Raw genomic sequence first — 13,701 nt, 5'->3', positions numbered from 1 at the left:
GCACTCTATAGCCTCTGCCCTCGACGCTAAGTGGTCCGCTCGATTCTGCTCAGCGAGCCGAAGCATTAAGCACATAAAAATACATATCTATGCATAACAATTCGACACGGGTTGTCCTGGCCGCTAAGCTGGTCAGCATGTCGAAAGTATTGTCTTCGCTCCCAGTCGGTGAGCATGTTGGAATCGCCTTCTCCGGCGGACTGGATACCTCCTGCGCAGTCGCATGGATGCGTCACAAGGGCGCCATCCCCTGCACCTACACGGCGGATATCGGCCAGTATGACGAGCCCGACCTCGACTCCGTCACGGAGCGTGCGAAGGAATACGGTGCTGAGATCGCCCGTTTCGTCGACGCCAAGCGCCTGCTGGTCGAAGAGGGCTTCGTCGCTTTGCAGTGCGGTGCCTTCAACGTCCGCTCCGGCGGCAAGACCTACTTCAACACGACTCCTCTGGGCCGTGCGGTCACAGGCACGATGCTCGTGCGCGCCATGAAGGAAGACGGCGTCGACATCTGGGGCGACGGCTCGACCTACAAGGGCAACGACATCGAGCGCTTCTACCGCTACGGCCTCATGGCCAACCCGAAGCTGCGCATCTACAAGCCCTGGCTCGACTCGGACTTCGTCGAGGAACTGGGCGGACGCCAGGAGATGAGCGAATGGCTCGTCGAGCACGGCTACCCCTACCGCGACTCCGCCGAGAAGGCGTACTCCACAGACGCCAACATCTGGGGTGCGACCCACGAGGCGAAGAGCCTTGAGTTCCTCGATGCCGGACTCGACATCGTCAACCCGATCATGGGTGTCGCCGCCTGGCGCGATGACGTCGAGGTCGCCACCGAAGAGGTCACCGTCGGCTTCGAGGCCGGCCGTCCCGTCTCGATCAATGGTGAGAAGTTCGACGACCCGGTGGCACTGGTCTTCAAGGCCAACGAGGTCGGCGGCCGTCACGGACTCGGCGTCTCCGACCAGATCGAGAACCGCATCATCGAGGCCAAGTCGCGCGGCATCTACGAGGCCCCGGGCATGGCACTGTTCCACATCACCTACGAGCGCCTGCTCAATGCCATCCACAACGAAGACACCATCGCGCTCTACCACGAAGAGGGTCGCCGCCTGGGTCGCCGGATGTACGAGGGACGCTGGCTGGATCCGCAGTCACTCATGCTGCGCGAATCCATGCAGCGCTGGGTCGCCTCGGCGATCACCGGCGAAGTGACCTTGCGCCTGCGCCGCGGTGACGACTACACGATCGTCAACACCCAGGGCCCCAACCTGTCCTACCACCCAGAGAAGCTGTCGATGGAGCGCGTGGGCGACGCCGCCTTCGGCCCCGAGGACCGGATCGGTCAGATGACCATGCGCAACCTCGACATCGCCGATTCACGTGCCCGCCTCGAGCAGTACGCGGCCATGGGCATCGTCTCCGGCCCGACCTCGGAACTCGTCGGTTCACTTGAGGCCGGCGGCGCCGACGAAATCGCGAACTCCGGTGCCGATATCGACGCAGCCAGCGACCTCGCCGGCCTCTCCGCTGCTTTCGACGCCGGCACGGACTGACCCCGAAGTCCTCTCGGCCATCACCGGCCGAAGGCTGAGTCGTACCCGCAGCCCACGCACACCAGTGATGTCACTGTGTGCGTGGGCTTCTTCGATCTCGGATCGACCAGAAATTGCCAACCGCTGCACCGGGCTCAGCGGACAGTGGGAAGATCGTGCCATGACTTCAGCAGCGTCCACTGCACATTCCTTCGCCGAGGCGATCGACCGCCAGCTCCGCGAGGGTGGCACCGCCGTACGCGCCCAGAAGGAGCGGGAGTACCTCAAAAGCGATCTCGTCCACTACGGGGTTGGCGTACCAGCTACCAGGGCTGTCGTACGTGACGCGCTGCGCTCTGCAGATCTCGACCATGACGCAATCATCGAACTCGCCGAACTGCTGTGGGACACCGAGGTCACCATCGACACGAGCAACCTCGAAGCAGGCAAGAAGCCCTCACCGCCGGAATCACACCCACATCGGGCACCTGCCTACGAGTGTCGCAGTGCGGCCACGATGGTGCTCGTCCAATCGATGGACCACCTCGGCGCCGGGGACAGCAGCTTCCTCGAACGGCTGCTTCGAGAGTCCCGGACCTGGGCGCTGGTCGATCCACTGGCCGGCGATGTCGTCGGCCCGCTGAGCGAACACGATGGGGGTTTTGACCAAGCCCTCGACCGCTGGGCGACAGACGAAGATTTCTGGATTCGGCGCGCCGCGCTGCTGGCCCACCTGCGACCGTTGCGCGAGGGCCGTGGAGACTTCGATCGGTTCGCCCGCTTCGCCGATGCGATGCTGGACGAGAAGGAGTTCTTCATCCGCAAGGCCATCGGCTGGGTACTGCGTGACGCTGCTCGGAAGCGGCCCGATATGGTCTTTGACTGGATGCTGCCGCGCTCGAAGCGAGCCTCGGGCGTGACGCTGCGGGAAGTGGTCAAGTATCTGTCACCGGGGCAGCGTGAGGAGTTGCTGGCTCGACGGAGGTGAGGCGGCAGGAGCTATAGGGACTCAGCGAATTCGAGCAGAATCTGATTGAAGGCATCGGGTTGTTCGATGTTGGCGGCATGCCCATCGTTGGGGATAACCGTCGATGATCCGATTGGGGCCAGACCTGCGGCTGCGGCCGCATGCGCCGCTGGCCAGTGCTCGCTTTCGGCTCCTGCGACAAATAGCACGGGCACGTCGCTTCCCTCGATGACGGGGCGCCAGTCGGCCTTCGCATGGCCGTTCAGAAGAGCCAGCTCACCGCGGCTGAGCTTGTGATCCACGCCTTTCATGGCTTTGAGCAGGCGCAGCATGCGTTTGCCACGTTTCCAGACAGGGGTGCCATGCCCGGTGGGAGGAATGCCCTCGGCGAAGTAGGTGTCTTTGTTGGATTCGTCGTAGCCGTAGTATCCGTGGGGCCAGTCAGCGGTGTTGAGCATCTTCGGTGTCTGGTCAACGACAACGATTCCGGCGATGCGGGCGGCGCTGAATTGGGACAGGAACGACCAGATCGTGTTGCCGCCCATAGATTCGCCCACGAGTAGAACTTCTGTCAGGCCCAAGGCTTCGAGGACTTGCGCAACGCCCTGGCCTCGACGCTCCATGGTCACGCCTGATGTGGGGTGGTCGGCATTTCCGTGACCGCGCAGGTCCACTGAGAACACTTTGTATCCTGCTTGCGTCAGTGCCTCGACCTGGTAACGCCAACTGGCCGCCGGCGCCTTGAACCCTGCCAACAGCACCACGGGACGACCGGAGGTATCTCCAGCTTGTGTGTACTCGAGTCAAACACCGTCATCGGCAGTGATTGCGGCCATGGCCCAATTCTAGCGCCCGAGGCTTCCAGAGACCGGTGTTCCCAATGCGAAAACGCCCGCAGCACCTACAGATCGAAAAAGCCCCTCACCAACATATCTGCTGGCGAGGGGCTTCGTTACTGTGCGCCACGAGGGATTCGAACCCCCAACCTTCTGATCCGTAGTCAGATGCTCTATCCGTTGAGCTAGTGGCGCATGGTGCTTGGCTTCACGCCCTGCAACTCGATCCACTATACACACCGAATTCGTCCAAGCTCAAATTCGGCCAGAGTGCGCTTCCCCACATTTGAGACTTGGGTGAGATGGGGCTGCGCCTGCGATTGGACGTTCGGCGTCCGCTGGAACAGGAGAGCCACCTCCGCGAGGGTGCTGAAGTCACTTTGGGAGTGCGTCATGGTCACCCGAAGCGGGCACTGAGGTCACCCAAGACGGTTCTGCAGCCACTGTCTCCGGGGGTAATCACGCTCTGCAACGAACAGTCACCGCCATGAAAAGACACGTCACCCATTTGTTGCATTCACGACTTTCGAGATGCCGTTGTGACCCAATGCACATCTTCCAGTGACTCAAAACCGGGATTTTCCGGCCCACCCGAGTCCTACGGTGGAGATGTACCCGCCGCCAGGCAGAACCCCGTAATCCCGATTGACCAGGAGACCACTCATGACTGTCCTCGACCATGACGTCGTCGCTGACCAGCTGAAGAACGCACCGACCGATAATGAGTCGGTGCTCTCGTTCGTCAGCAGGGTCGCCACCCTCACCACTCCCGACGATATCGTCTTCGTCGATGGCTCGGATGAACAGAGGGCCACCATCGCCGACAAGCTCGTCGAAGCCGGCACGATCGTACGCCTGACCGGCACCAAGGACTCATACTACGCGGCTTCCGATCCCGAGGACGTCGCCCGCGTGGAAGGCCGCACCTACATCTGCTCCAAGGATGAGAAGGATGCCGGCGCTCTCAACAACTGGATGGATCCAGCCGAGATGCGCGAGACCCTCGAGCCTCTCTTCGACGGTTCGATGCGCGGACGCACCATGTACGTCATCCCCTTCGTCATGGGACATGCTGAAGCCGATCAGCCAATGTTCGGCATCGAGCTCACCGACTCCCCCTACGTCGTGCTCTCGATGCTCGTCATGGCCCGCTCGGGCAAGAACGCGCTCGATGCGATCGTGGCTAACGGCGGCACCTTCGTCGAGTGCGTGCACTCCGTCGGCGCACCCCTCGAAGCCGGGCAGGAAGACGTGGCCTGGCCCTGCAACTCCACCAAGTACATCACCCACTTCCCCGAAGAGCGCTCCATCTGGTCCTTCGGTTCCGGCTACGGCGGCAACGCCCTGCTGGGCAAGAAGTGCTACGCGCTGCGCATCGCCTCCTCAATCGCTCGCGATGAAGGCTGGCTGGCCGAGCACATGCTCATCCTCAAGCTGACAAGCCCGGAAGGCGAGGTCAAGTACATCGCCGCCGCATTCCCTTCGGCCTGCGGCAAGACGAACCTCGCCATGATCGAGCCCACCATTCCCGGGTGGAAGGCCGAGACCCTGGGCGACGACATCGCCTGGATGCGCTTCGGCGACGACGGACAGCTCTACGCCGTCAACCCTGAGTTCGGTCTCTTCGGAGTCGCACCGGGCACCGGCTACACCACCAACCCGACCGCGATGCGCGCCATCGAAGCCGGCGGAAACATCTTCACCAACGTCGCACTGACCGACGACGGCGACGTGTGGTGGGAAGGCAAGACCGACGAGAAGCCGGCCCACCTCACCGACTGGCGCGGCAACGACTGGACTCCCGAGTCGGAGACCCCAGCCGCTCACCCGAACTCGCGCTTCTGCACCCCGATCGCAAACGTTCCGACCCTGGCTCCTGAGTGGACGAACCCGAATGGCGTGCCGATCTCGGCAATCCTCTTCGGTGGCCGCCGCAAGACGACGATGCCGCTCGTGACTGAGACCAAAGACTGGAATCACGGAGTGTTCATGGGCTCGGTGCTCTCCTCGGAGACCACCGCTGCCGCCACCGGAGCCGTCGGTGTCGTTCGCCGCGATCCCATGGCGATGCGTCCGTTCATCGGCTACAACGTCGGTGACTACCTGCAGCACTGGCTCGACATCGGCAACACCGAGGGTGCTCAGCTGCCGAAGATCTTCTACGTCAACTGGTTCCGCCGCGACGAGGACAACTCGTTCCTGTGGCCAGGATTCTCCGAGAACTCACGCGTTCTCAAGTGGGTCTTCGAGCGTGTTGCCGGCACCGCCGACGCCGCTGAGAGCCCACTGGGTCTGACCCCCGTCGAGGGCGGTCTGGACACCGAGGGACTCGACTTCAGCGACGAGCAGCTGCGCAAGGCACTCGAGATCAAGCCTGAAGAGTGGGAGACCGAGCTCGGACTCATCGAAGAATGGTACGAGCAGCTCGGCGATTCGGTTCCGGCCGAGCTTCGCGCCGAGGTCGACAACCTGCGCAACCGTCTGGGTCTCGCCTGAGACACCAAGACTCCGTTATTGAGTCTCTGAGCAATAGAGAATCCCCTAACCATCGCCGAGGTGGTTGGGGGATTTTCGTGTGCCTGAGTCAGAGACCAGTGGCGCGCTCCTAACCGATCGTTGCGTGAATCTGAACGAGGAAGGCCAGCACATCGCGGGGCCGCCCAGGCAGCAATCGGCTCATATTGCCTGTGACGGCTTCCGGCCTCCTGCGCGGGCGGATCAACGTTTTCTGCTCCACGCTGTGACCTCCAGCAGTGATAGTCACGGTCAGCATGGGTGGGAACGGCCAACGCATGGGGGTGCAGCTTCCACCCACGCGGACAACGTCGGACCATGCTGTTTTGAACAGCGTGAACTGTCCTCCTGGCTTCGACACGACCATCTGGACGCCCCACCGCGAGACGATCGTTCGCGGTCGAGCCAGGGGATAGACGAACGTCCACAGCACGCCGCCGAAGGCAAACAGGATCAGGCCCAGGAAAAGCAGCAGGCCGAAAATGAGCTGCAGCCACCCAGCGAAATCATCGGAGAACGGGTTCCACATGGATAACGGCATGACGGTGAACATCAAGACAAGGGCGGCGACGAATGTCCATGCAGCTACGGCAAGGCCGAGAGTCTTGAGGAAACTGGTTCGCAGCACCACGTGATCGTTCCGGTCGAATTCGGCCGTCCACCGCCCTAAGCGCTTAGGGTCCGCCTTTGCGATGTCTTTCAGGAGATCTGGTGAGAGCCCGGTACTGTTCTGCGGCTGCATCACACTTCGAGTGTATGTCGGCTCTCCACGAGCCCGGACGCTCTCAGGCGCCGTGGAGTGCCGGGACGATGAGGTAGACGCCGATGAGCACAACGATGCTGCAGATACCGAACACCGTCCAGTAGCCGACCCTGAGCAGGGGCTTGCTTTGGCCTTGGGCCGCCAGGTCGATGTGCACTGCGCGCATCCGCACGGCAGAGGAGAAAAGTAGGATGACGACGATCGCTGACACCCAGGTCGCGACCGCAACGATGAGGAATGAGCCCCACTCGATCATTTTGTCTCTCCCTTGCCCTTGGGTGCCTTGTCGGCATCTGTCTCCGTGGCTGAGGTGCTCATAGCCCTGGAGTCAGCCTCGACGGCGGGGGAAGTACCGGACTTCGCGTCCGCCCTGTCAGCGATGCGCTGTTCGCGAGCCTCGATGCGAGCTGCACGCTTCATGGCCGCACGTTTGCGATTGCGGTCCTTGCGAATCTTGCGCTTGCGACCGCGGATGCCCACCGCATCGCCGACAGCGTCGAAGTTCGAGAGTTCGGGATCCGCCACCTTGCGTGAGCTGAGGAAGATCCAGAGGACTGCGACGACCGCGATGACGGTGTCGATGACGACGCCGATGGTGCCGAGGTGCGCGATTCCAGCTGCGATGCCGCCGACGATCGCAGCCGCCGGGATGGTCAGCAGCCAGCCCGAAGCGATGCGTCCGGCCGTCGACCACTTCACGTCCGCGCCCTTACGGCCCAGGCCGGAGCCGACCACTGAGCCGGATGCCACCTGCGTCGTCGACAATGCGAAGCCGAGGTGGGAAGAGGCGAGAATGGCGGCTGCCGTGGATGTCTCGGCGGCCAGCCCTTGGGCGGGTTTGACGGTGGTGAGTTTCGTACCGAGGGTGTCGATGATTCGCCATCCGCCGACATACGTTCCCAGCGCGATCGCCAGCGCGCAGCTTGCGATCACCCAGATGTGAGGACCGGTTCCGTGGTCCTGCAGATTCGCGGACACGAGGACGAGGGTGATGACGCCCATGGTCTTCTGCGCGTCGTTGGTGCCGTGGGCCAGTGCAACGAGCGAGGAACTGAAGATCTGTCCGTATTTGAACGGTGCCCGGTGAGCGGTTTTGCCTTCGCCGTTGCGTCGTGTGATGGCATAGGCCAGACGGGTGCACAGATAGGCGCCCACACCTGCGATGATGGGCGCGGCGAGCGCGGGCAGGACCACTTTGGACAAGAAGACGCCGAAGTCGACGGAGTTGAGTCCGGCACCTACGATCGCGGCGCCGATCAGTCCGCCGAACAGTGCGTGCGAAGACGACGACGGCAAACCGAAGCGCCACGTCGCCATATTCCAGAGGATTGCGCCTATGAGGCCGGCAAGGATGAAGTCCGGAGTGATCTGGACTCCCCCACCACCTTCTTTGATGATGCCCCCGGAGATCGTCTTCGCCACCTCGGTGGACAGGAAGGCACCGACCAGGTTGAGCAACGCCGCCAGGGTGACCGCCGTCTTCGGCTTGATCGCTCCTGTCGCGATCGGAGTCGCCATGGCATTGGCCGTGTCGTGAAAGCCATTGGTGAAGTCGAAGAACAGTGCCAGTACGATGACCAGCACAACGACGAAGATGATTTCCACTAAGCGACCTTGAACGTAGACACAATTCGGACCGTGGATGATTTAGCTGACGGGCAGCGACCTCAATCAGCAAAAAGTCTACCGCCTATTTCCCCGAATCTTCACCCACTGTTCTGCGCAGCCCCGCTTTCACCCCTCCGCGTTCATCTCTGAGCTGGCCAAACGCGACCTCACCAGGCCTGGAATGTATCCACGTTCACAATTGGCCTGGTGAGGAAGCGGTATGGCCAGCGGACCTATTCGTCGCTCAGTTGACTTACTCGTCGCTCAGCTGACGTACTCGTCGGCGATGTTGAGTGCTTCGTCGAGGACCTCGAGTCCGAAGCGGACGTCGGCATCAGGCGTATTCAGCGGTGGGACGACGTGAATCCGGTTGAAGTTCGCGAAGGGCAGCACTCCCTCGGCCTTCATGGCACCGATGACCCGGTTCATCTCCGGCGAGCTCCCGCCATAGGCCGCCATCGGCTCCTTCGTCGTGCGATCCTTGACGAGTTCAACGGCCCAGAAGCATCCCATGCCGCGAACGTCTCCGATCGAGGGGTGGCGCTTTGCCATCTCGTGGAGGGCAGGTCCGATGATGTCGCGGCCGAGGCGCTCGGCGTTCTCGATCATCCCTTCCTCGTCCATCGCTGTGATCGTGGCGACTGCTGCAGCGCAGGCCAGCGGATGGCCCGAGTAGGTCAGACCACCTGGGTAGGCCCGGTCGCGGAAGGTCTCGAAGATCGCGTCGGAGATCGCGACTCCGCCAAGCGGCACATATCCGGAGTTCACGCCCTTGGCGAAGGTGATGAGATCCGGGGTGACGTCCCAGTGGTCGACGGCGAACCAGCGACCGGTCCGGCCGAAGCCAGCCATCACCTCGTCGGCGATGAAGACGATGCCGTAGCGGGCCGTCAGCTCCCGCACACCTTCGAGGTATCCGGCCGGGGGTCCGTAGATTCCAGCGGTGCCCGGCACGGTCTCGAGGATGAGCGCTGCGATGTTGTTCGGCCCCTCGAGCGTGATCATGTCCTCGAGGTGCTGCAGCGCACGCTGGGTCTCTTCCGCCTCGGTAGTGGAACTGAAGTAGGAACGGTACTGGTAGGCGGGCATGAAGTGGACAATGCCCTCGGCCGAGTAGTCGTTGGCGAAACGGCGTGGGTCACCTGTGACGTTGACGGCCAGCTGGGTGCCGCCGTGGTAGCTGCGGTAAGCGGAGAGCACCTTGGTTCTGCCGGTGTGCAGGCGGGCCATGCGGATCGCGTGTTCGTTCGCGTCGGCACCGCCATTGGTGAAGAACACGTGGTCGAGATCGCCGGGAGTGCGGTCGGTGATGAGCCGGGCCGCCTCGGAACGGGCATCGTTGACGTGCTGAGGGGCGATCGTACACAGCGTCGCCGCCTGCTCCTGAATCGCCGAAACGACCTTCGGGTGCTGGTGTCCGATGTTCGTGTTCACCAGCTGCGAGGACATGTCGAGCAGCTTCCGTCCCTCACCGTCCCAGATATAGGGGCCCTCAGCCGCGACGACCGTCATCGGGTCGAACGGCCCCTGGGCCTGCCAGGAATGGAAGACATGCGCGCGGTCGAGGTCGTGGGCCCGCTGGCCCGCACTCAGCTGCTCGGCTGTGAACGTTCGTTCGCCGTGACCTGGATCCACGGTGGGTTCCGTACCTTCGGCGCTGGAATCGTTGACCTCACGGTCGAGTTCTTCGTTCGCATTGATCACAGTCATGATGTGCCGTCCCTTCACGGTTCGTTCCATATCGCCGAGGCGGGTCAGCCCATTGGTGTGGAGGTGACCCTGATCCTTCAATGGTGATCCCGACGAACCCGAATCACCATGGACACCCTGCAAGCATTTGCTGGAGCAGACTTACACTATGTAAACCACACGATCTCAAGCGGACGAATGGAAGTGCACAGTGGATGCTTGGTCGCGGCGATCACCGGACCTGACAATCGCGAACCTGCTCGACGTCGACGAGATCCGCCGCGGAGATCCCGAGGTCGTGGCCGGTGGTGACCTGGTGGGACGTGCGGTGAGATGGGTCCACATCGCCGATTCGGAGAATGTCGCACAGTTCCTCGAAGGCGGTGAACTCGTGCTCAGCACGGGCCTGTCGTACCGGTCTTCTCCGGAGTCGACCGCAAAGTTCCTCGATCAGCTCGAATCCGCCTCCGCCTCCGGTGCTGTCATCGAACTCATCCATGACGACGGTCGTCCTGATGACGAGGCCATCGACAACGTCCGTGCCGCTGCACGTGGTCGTGAGATCCCGATTGTGATTCTGCGCCACCGCATCAAGTTCGTCCGCGTCACCCAGCTCGCTCACCAGGAACTGCTCAATCGACAGCTGGCCCGTGTCGAGCATGCGCGCACTGTCCACGAGGTCTTCACACAGCTGAGCCTGGATAGCGCTGGAGCTCAAGACATCGTCGACCGAACGGCGGAGCTGCTGGGCTCACCCGTCATGCTCGAGGACGTCGGACGCCGGCTGCTCGCCCACGCCGGGTCCGCGCTCACGTCACGCAGTGCTCAGCGTGAGGGCGAAAGGACGGACCACCTCGGCGAGACCGATGAGAATGGACTCGGACGTAAGCACGCGCACGCGCACGAGCATGGGCATGGGCATGGGCATGGGCATGGGCATGGGCATGGGCAACGGTGGCTGCAGGTCCCGGTGGGACTGCGTGATCGCCGGTGGGGTCGTCTGCTGGCCCCGGGCCGACTGGAATCCGATGAGGAGGCCGCGCAGGTCATCGAGCGCGCTGCGCAGACTCTGACCCTGGCGCGGATGGCCGAACGCGACGAGCAGGATCTCCTCGTTCAGGCCCAGGGCGGGCTGGTGCGCGAGATCATCGAATCGGCGGAGACTGACGAGAAACAGGTTCGGGCTCGCGCGGCGGACCTGGGGTTCGCACCGCGAGGTCGCATGATTCCTGTGGTCGTGCGCGTTGATCGCGGTGAGAACACCGACCCAACGACCCTTCAACTGCGGGAGCGGTCTCTGCACCGTGATTTCGTGACTGCGGCAACCACCCATCGCTGCTCCACGCTGTCCGCCGGACTGCAATCGGGCTCATTCGGGGTCGTGCTGGCTCTGCCTTCGGGAGCCGATGACGATGCAGCCCTTGCACGGCTGATCGCCGATCTGCCCATCCGCGACACCACCATTGGTGTCGGGCAGACAAGCGAATCGATCGTCGAGGCGGCCGCTGGCCTCGAATCTGCGGCCCAGGTAGCCGAGATCGCCTCGACGCTCGAACTGCGGGAGCGGCAGTACTACCGCTTCTCCGACGTGAGACTGCGGGGGCTGCTCTCATCGCTGCGCGACGACCCGAGCGTTCGGGCCTTCGCCGAGGCGGAACTGGCCCCTCTGCTTAAGACTGAACCTGAGATGCTCGGCCTGCTTGAGCAGTTCCTCACTCACAGCGGCAATAAGTCGGCGCTTGCCCGGAGCGGTTTCCTGTCCCGTCCGGCGCTATACGCGCGACTGGACAAGCTGCAGCGCAGGCTCGGCGTCTCGTTGGAAGATGCGGAGTCGCGCACCGCGCTCCACGTCGCCATCCTGTGGCTGCGCACAAACCGGTGAGGCCCGGCCTGCCCTGCCGCTTAAGAATGGGCCGTACCGTTTGAGAGTGAGGCGTGAATGAGGGGGTGTCGTAAAAGGGAGGCACGATCATGAGCGCATCGGCGCCGGCTTCCTCGGCATCGCGGCTCAGCTCGATGGTCTCGGCCGTTGAGAGTGCCCCAGTGCCTGCGACCACGGGCACGCGTCCGTTCGCTGCCTGAATGTAGGCTCGGTTGCCGGCCTTGCGCTCAGCAACAGTCAGCGAGGTGAATTCTCCGGTGGAACCGCCCGGAACCAACCCGTGGACACCGTTGGAGATCATGTGCTCGACTTGGGCCGAGATGCCGTCAAGATCCACCTCGGCGCCATCGGAGGTGAACGGGGTGATGCAAGCGGCAAAGATGCCGGTGAACGTAATTGGCATGGGATTGACCTTTCAACTGGTGTTCATCGTTCAGCGTTGAACGAAGGGGTGAGTCGATCAGAATCGCTGGGGTGAGACCCGTGCGAGGAGATCGGAGCTGAGGGTGGATTTCCGGTCGAGCATGATGTCGGTGAGCGCTTTCGCCGAGGCGGGTGCCAGTGTCAGCCCCAACATCGAGTGCCCGGAGTTCACATAAGCGTTCTTGGCGGTTCCCAGGTTGCCGATCACGGGAAGCCCGTCCGGTGTCATCGGTCGCGAGCCCGCCCACGGTGTTCGTTCGCCCGCCGGTTCTTCGCCCCAGTCACGGAAGGAACGGCGGGCCGCTTCGCGGATAGCATCCACGCGAACGTCGTTGACTTCGTCATCCCTGCTTCCGAATTCCATCGTTCCGGCCAGACGAAGCAGGCCGTTGAGTGGGGTGACCGCGACCCGCGCGTCTTCGAGCGTCAGAGACGTTCTCAGATTGATCGGCGGCGGAGCGTAGTCGATGCTGTATCCCTTGCCCGAATAGATGGGCAGTCTGCGTCCGAGCTTCGTCAGGAGCGCACCGCTGGCTACACCCGCGGCGACTACGACGGCATCAGCCGCGATGACTTCCGCGTCGCTCGTGACGACCGCAGTGACGGTGTCACCGCCGCGGACGAAGCTGCCAACACTCGTTTCTTCGCGCACATTCACGCCGAGGTCACTCAATTTCGCCAGCAGTCCGCGGGTCAGCGAGTCTGGCTCGATCTGTCGATCGGTGGGAAAGAAGAGACCATGACGAATGCTGTCACTCAGCGCCGGCTCCGCCTCCAGCAGGTCATCGCCGTGGAGCTCGTCTGCCACATGCCCGACCGAAGCGAACGCGTCCAGCGTCCGGCAGTGCTCTTCGAAACGATCCGCGGTCTCAAACGCTAAGAGAACCCCGCGAGCATGCATCTCGAAGTCCATGCCCTGACGCTGATAGTCGTCGAAGAGGGCATTCGCGTCTTCTCCAAGACGCAGATGCACGTCGAGGCCAGCCTCAAAGTCCTTGGTATTGCAGTGCTGGGCCATACGGAGCAGGAACTTCAGGTATCCGGGCGCCAAAGAAGGTCTGATCGACAGTGGGCTGTCGGGCCTGAGCATCCATTTGATGCCCTGAAGCAAGACTCCAGGAGCGGGAACCGGGGCACTCTCAGCCAGTGCCACCTTCGCCGCGTTGCCATGGGAGGCACCGGCTCCGCATTTTCCGGACTCCAGAAGCGTGACCTCACAGCCGGCGGACGCCAATTCATAGGCACTCGCCAGACCCACCACTCCGCCACCGACAACGACGACCTTCATGCACGTCTCCCTCAGTGTCGACCACGACCGACACTGGCCGCAGCTTCACACGCCGATAGAATTGTATGTTGGCGGCCATGGGAAACTGCCCATAGGCGGACAGTGGAAATGCCCACTCCTGGCCAGTAGAACTGCCCAGTGACGGCCACGATTTCTGCCCATCCGACCACATAGTGCCCCCGCTCAAGGGGGA

At 62.7% G+C, this 13,701-nt stretch carries 10 protein-coding genes, 1 tRNA gene and 1 pseudogene; 4 read left to right on the top strand and 8 right to left on the bottom strand.

Annotated elements, in window-relative coordinates:
- Positions 1 to 137 precede the first annotated feature (137 nt).
- Both argG and BSP239C_RS13735 read left to right on the top strand, forming a co-directional pair.
- The gene (argG, locus tag BSP239C_RS13740; protein WP_101573969.1) at positions 138 to 1,559 is read left to right on the top strand and encodes an argininosuccinate synthase; all 1,422 of its coding nucleotides are present in this window, start codon (positions 138 to 140) and stop codon (positions 1,557 to 1,559) included.
- Positions 1,560 to 1,719: 160 nt separating this feature from the next.
- On the top strand, positions 1,720 to 2,526 hold the full coding sequence (locus BSP239C_RS13735) for a DNA alkylation repair protein (RefSeq protein WP_101573968.1): 807 nt from the start codon (positions 1,720 to 1,722) through the stop codon (positions 2,524 to 2,526).
- 11 nt (positions 2,527 to 2,537) lie between these two features.
- Here the strand turns inward: BSP239C_RS13735 and BSP239C_RS13730 are convergent, their stop codons facing one another.
- Both BSP239C_RS13730 and BSP239C_RS13725 read right to left on the bottom strand, forming a co-directional pair.
- Positions 2,538 to 3,266 (bottom strand): alpha/beta fold hydrolase, encoded by a 729-nt coding sequence (locus BSP239C_RS13730; protein ID WP_257930223.1) that lies wholly within the window; start codon positions 3,264 to 3,266, stop codon positions 2,538 to 2,540.
- Positions 3,267 to 3,463: 197 nt separating this feature from the next.
- Positions 3,464 to 3,536: transfer RNA gene (locus tag BSP239C_RS13725), tRNA-Arg, on the bottom strand.
- Positions 3,537 to 4,004: 468 nt separating this feature from the next.
- On the opposite strand from BSP239C_RS13725, the gene BSP239C_RS13720 reads away from it, so the two are divergent.
- Positions 4,005 to 5,837 (top strand): phosphoenolpyruvate carboxykinase (GTP), encoded by a 1,833-nt coding sequence (locus BSP239C_RS13720; protein ID WP_101573811.1) that lies wholly within the window; start codon positions 4,005 to 4,007, stop codon positions 5,835 to 5,837.
- Positions 5,838 to 5,946: 109 nt separating this feature from the next.
- Here BSP239C_RS13720 and BSP239C_RS13715 read toward each other — a convergent pair whose 3' ends face one another.
- The 4 genes from BSP239C_RS13715 to BSP239C_RS13700 form a co-directional block, all read right to left on the bottom strand.
- A complete protein-coding gene (locus BSP239C_RS13715; protein WP_145997458.1) occupies positions 5,947 to 6,600 on the bottom strand; it encodes a hypothetical protein in 654 nt (217 codons plus the stop codon).
- A gap of 40 nt (positions 6,601 to 6,640) precedes the next feature.
- A complete protein-coding gene (locus BSP239C_RS13710) occupies positions 6,641 to 6,874 on the bottom strand; it encodes a hypothetical protein (RefSeq protein WP_101573807.1) in 234 nt (77 codons plus the stop codon).
- Positions 6,871 to 8,223, bottom strand: a complete 1,353-nt coding sequence (locus BSP239C_RS13705; protein WP_101573805.1) for an inorganic phosphate transporter — start codon at positions 8,221 to 8,223, stop codon at positions 6,871 to 6,873. Before BSP239C_RS13705 ends, BSP239C_RS13710 begins: the two co-directional genes overlap by 4 nt.
- Positions 8,224 to 8,490: 267 nt before the next feature.
- Positions 8,491 to 9,936, bottom strand: a complete 1,446-nt coding sequence (locus BSP239C_RS13700) for an aspartate aminotransferase family protein (RefSeq protein WP_101573966.1) — start codon at positions 9,934 to 9,936, stop codon at positions 8,491 to 8,493.
- Between the two features lie 190 nt (positions 9,937 to 10,126).
- Between BSP239C_RS13700 and BSP239C_RS21170 the strand changes: the two genes are divergently transcribed.
- Positions 10,127 to 11,797, top strand: coding sequence for a PucR family transcriptional regulator ligand-binding domain-containing protein (locus BSP239C_RS21170; RefSeq protein ID WP_257930210.1), 1,671 nt, complete (start codon positions 10,127 to 10,129; stop codon positions 11,795 to 11,797).
- 16 nt (positions 11,798 to 11,813) lie between these two features.
- Here BSP239C_RS21170 and BSP239C_RS13685 read toward each other — a convergent pair.
- Together BSP239C_RS13685 and BSP239C_RS13680 are read right to left on the bottom strand one after the other, a co-directional pair.
- Positions 11,814 to 12,200, bottom strand: a pseudogene (locus BSP239C_RS13685) (dihydrodipicolinate synthase family protein); the annotation flags it as partial.
- Between the two features lie 57 nt (positions 12,201 to 12,257).
- Positions 12,258 to 13,508, bottom strand: coding sequence for an FAD-binding oxidoreductase (locus BSP239C_RS13680; RefSeq protein WP_101573803.1), 1,251 nt, complete (start codon positions 13,506 to 13,508; stop codon positions 12,258 to 12,260).
- Positions 13,509 to 13,701 lie beyond the last annotated feature (193 nt).

The organism is Brevibacterium sp. 239c (genome assembly GCF_900169365.1).
In the GTDB taxonomy this organism is placed as follows: Bacteria; Actinomycetota; Actinomycetes; order Actinomycetales; family Brevibacteriaceae; genus Brevibacterium.
The sequence above is the reverse complement of the archived record's forward strand: the minus strand, read 5'-3'. Positions and strand labels throughout refer to the sequence as shown.

What these genes read in the sequence shown, in the direction of transcription:
- BSP239C_RS13720 (WP_101573811.1), top strand. Translation starts at nt 4,005, where the DNA reads ATGACTGTCCTCGACCATGACGTCGTCGCTGACCAGCTGAAGAACGCA.
- BSP239C_RS13735 (WP_101573968.1), top strand. Translation starts at nt 1,720, where the DNA reads ATGACTTCAGCAGCGTCCACTGCACATTCCTTCGCCGAGGCGATCGAC.
- BSP239C_RS13680 (WP_101573803.1), bottom strand. Translation starts at nt 13,508, where the DNA reads ATGAAGGTCGTCGTTGTCGGTGGCGGAGTGGTGGGTCTGGCGAGTGCC.
- BSP239C_RS13700 (WP_101573966.1), bottom strand. Translation starts at nt 9,936, where the DNA reads ATGACTGTGATCAATGCGAACGAAGAACTCGACCGTGAGGTCAACGAT.
- BSP239C_RS13710 (WP_101573807.1), bottom strand. Translation starts at nt 6,874, where the DNA reads ATGATCGAGTGGGGCTCATTCCTCATCGTTGCGGTCGCGACCTGGGTG.
- argG (WP_101573969.1), top strand. Translation starts at nt 138, where the DNA reads ATGTCGAAAGTATTGTCTTCGCTCCCAGTCGGTGAGCATGTTGGAATC.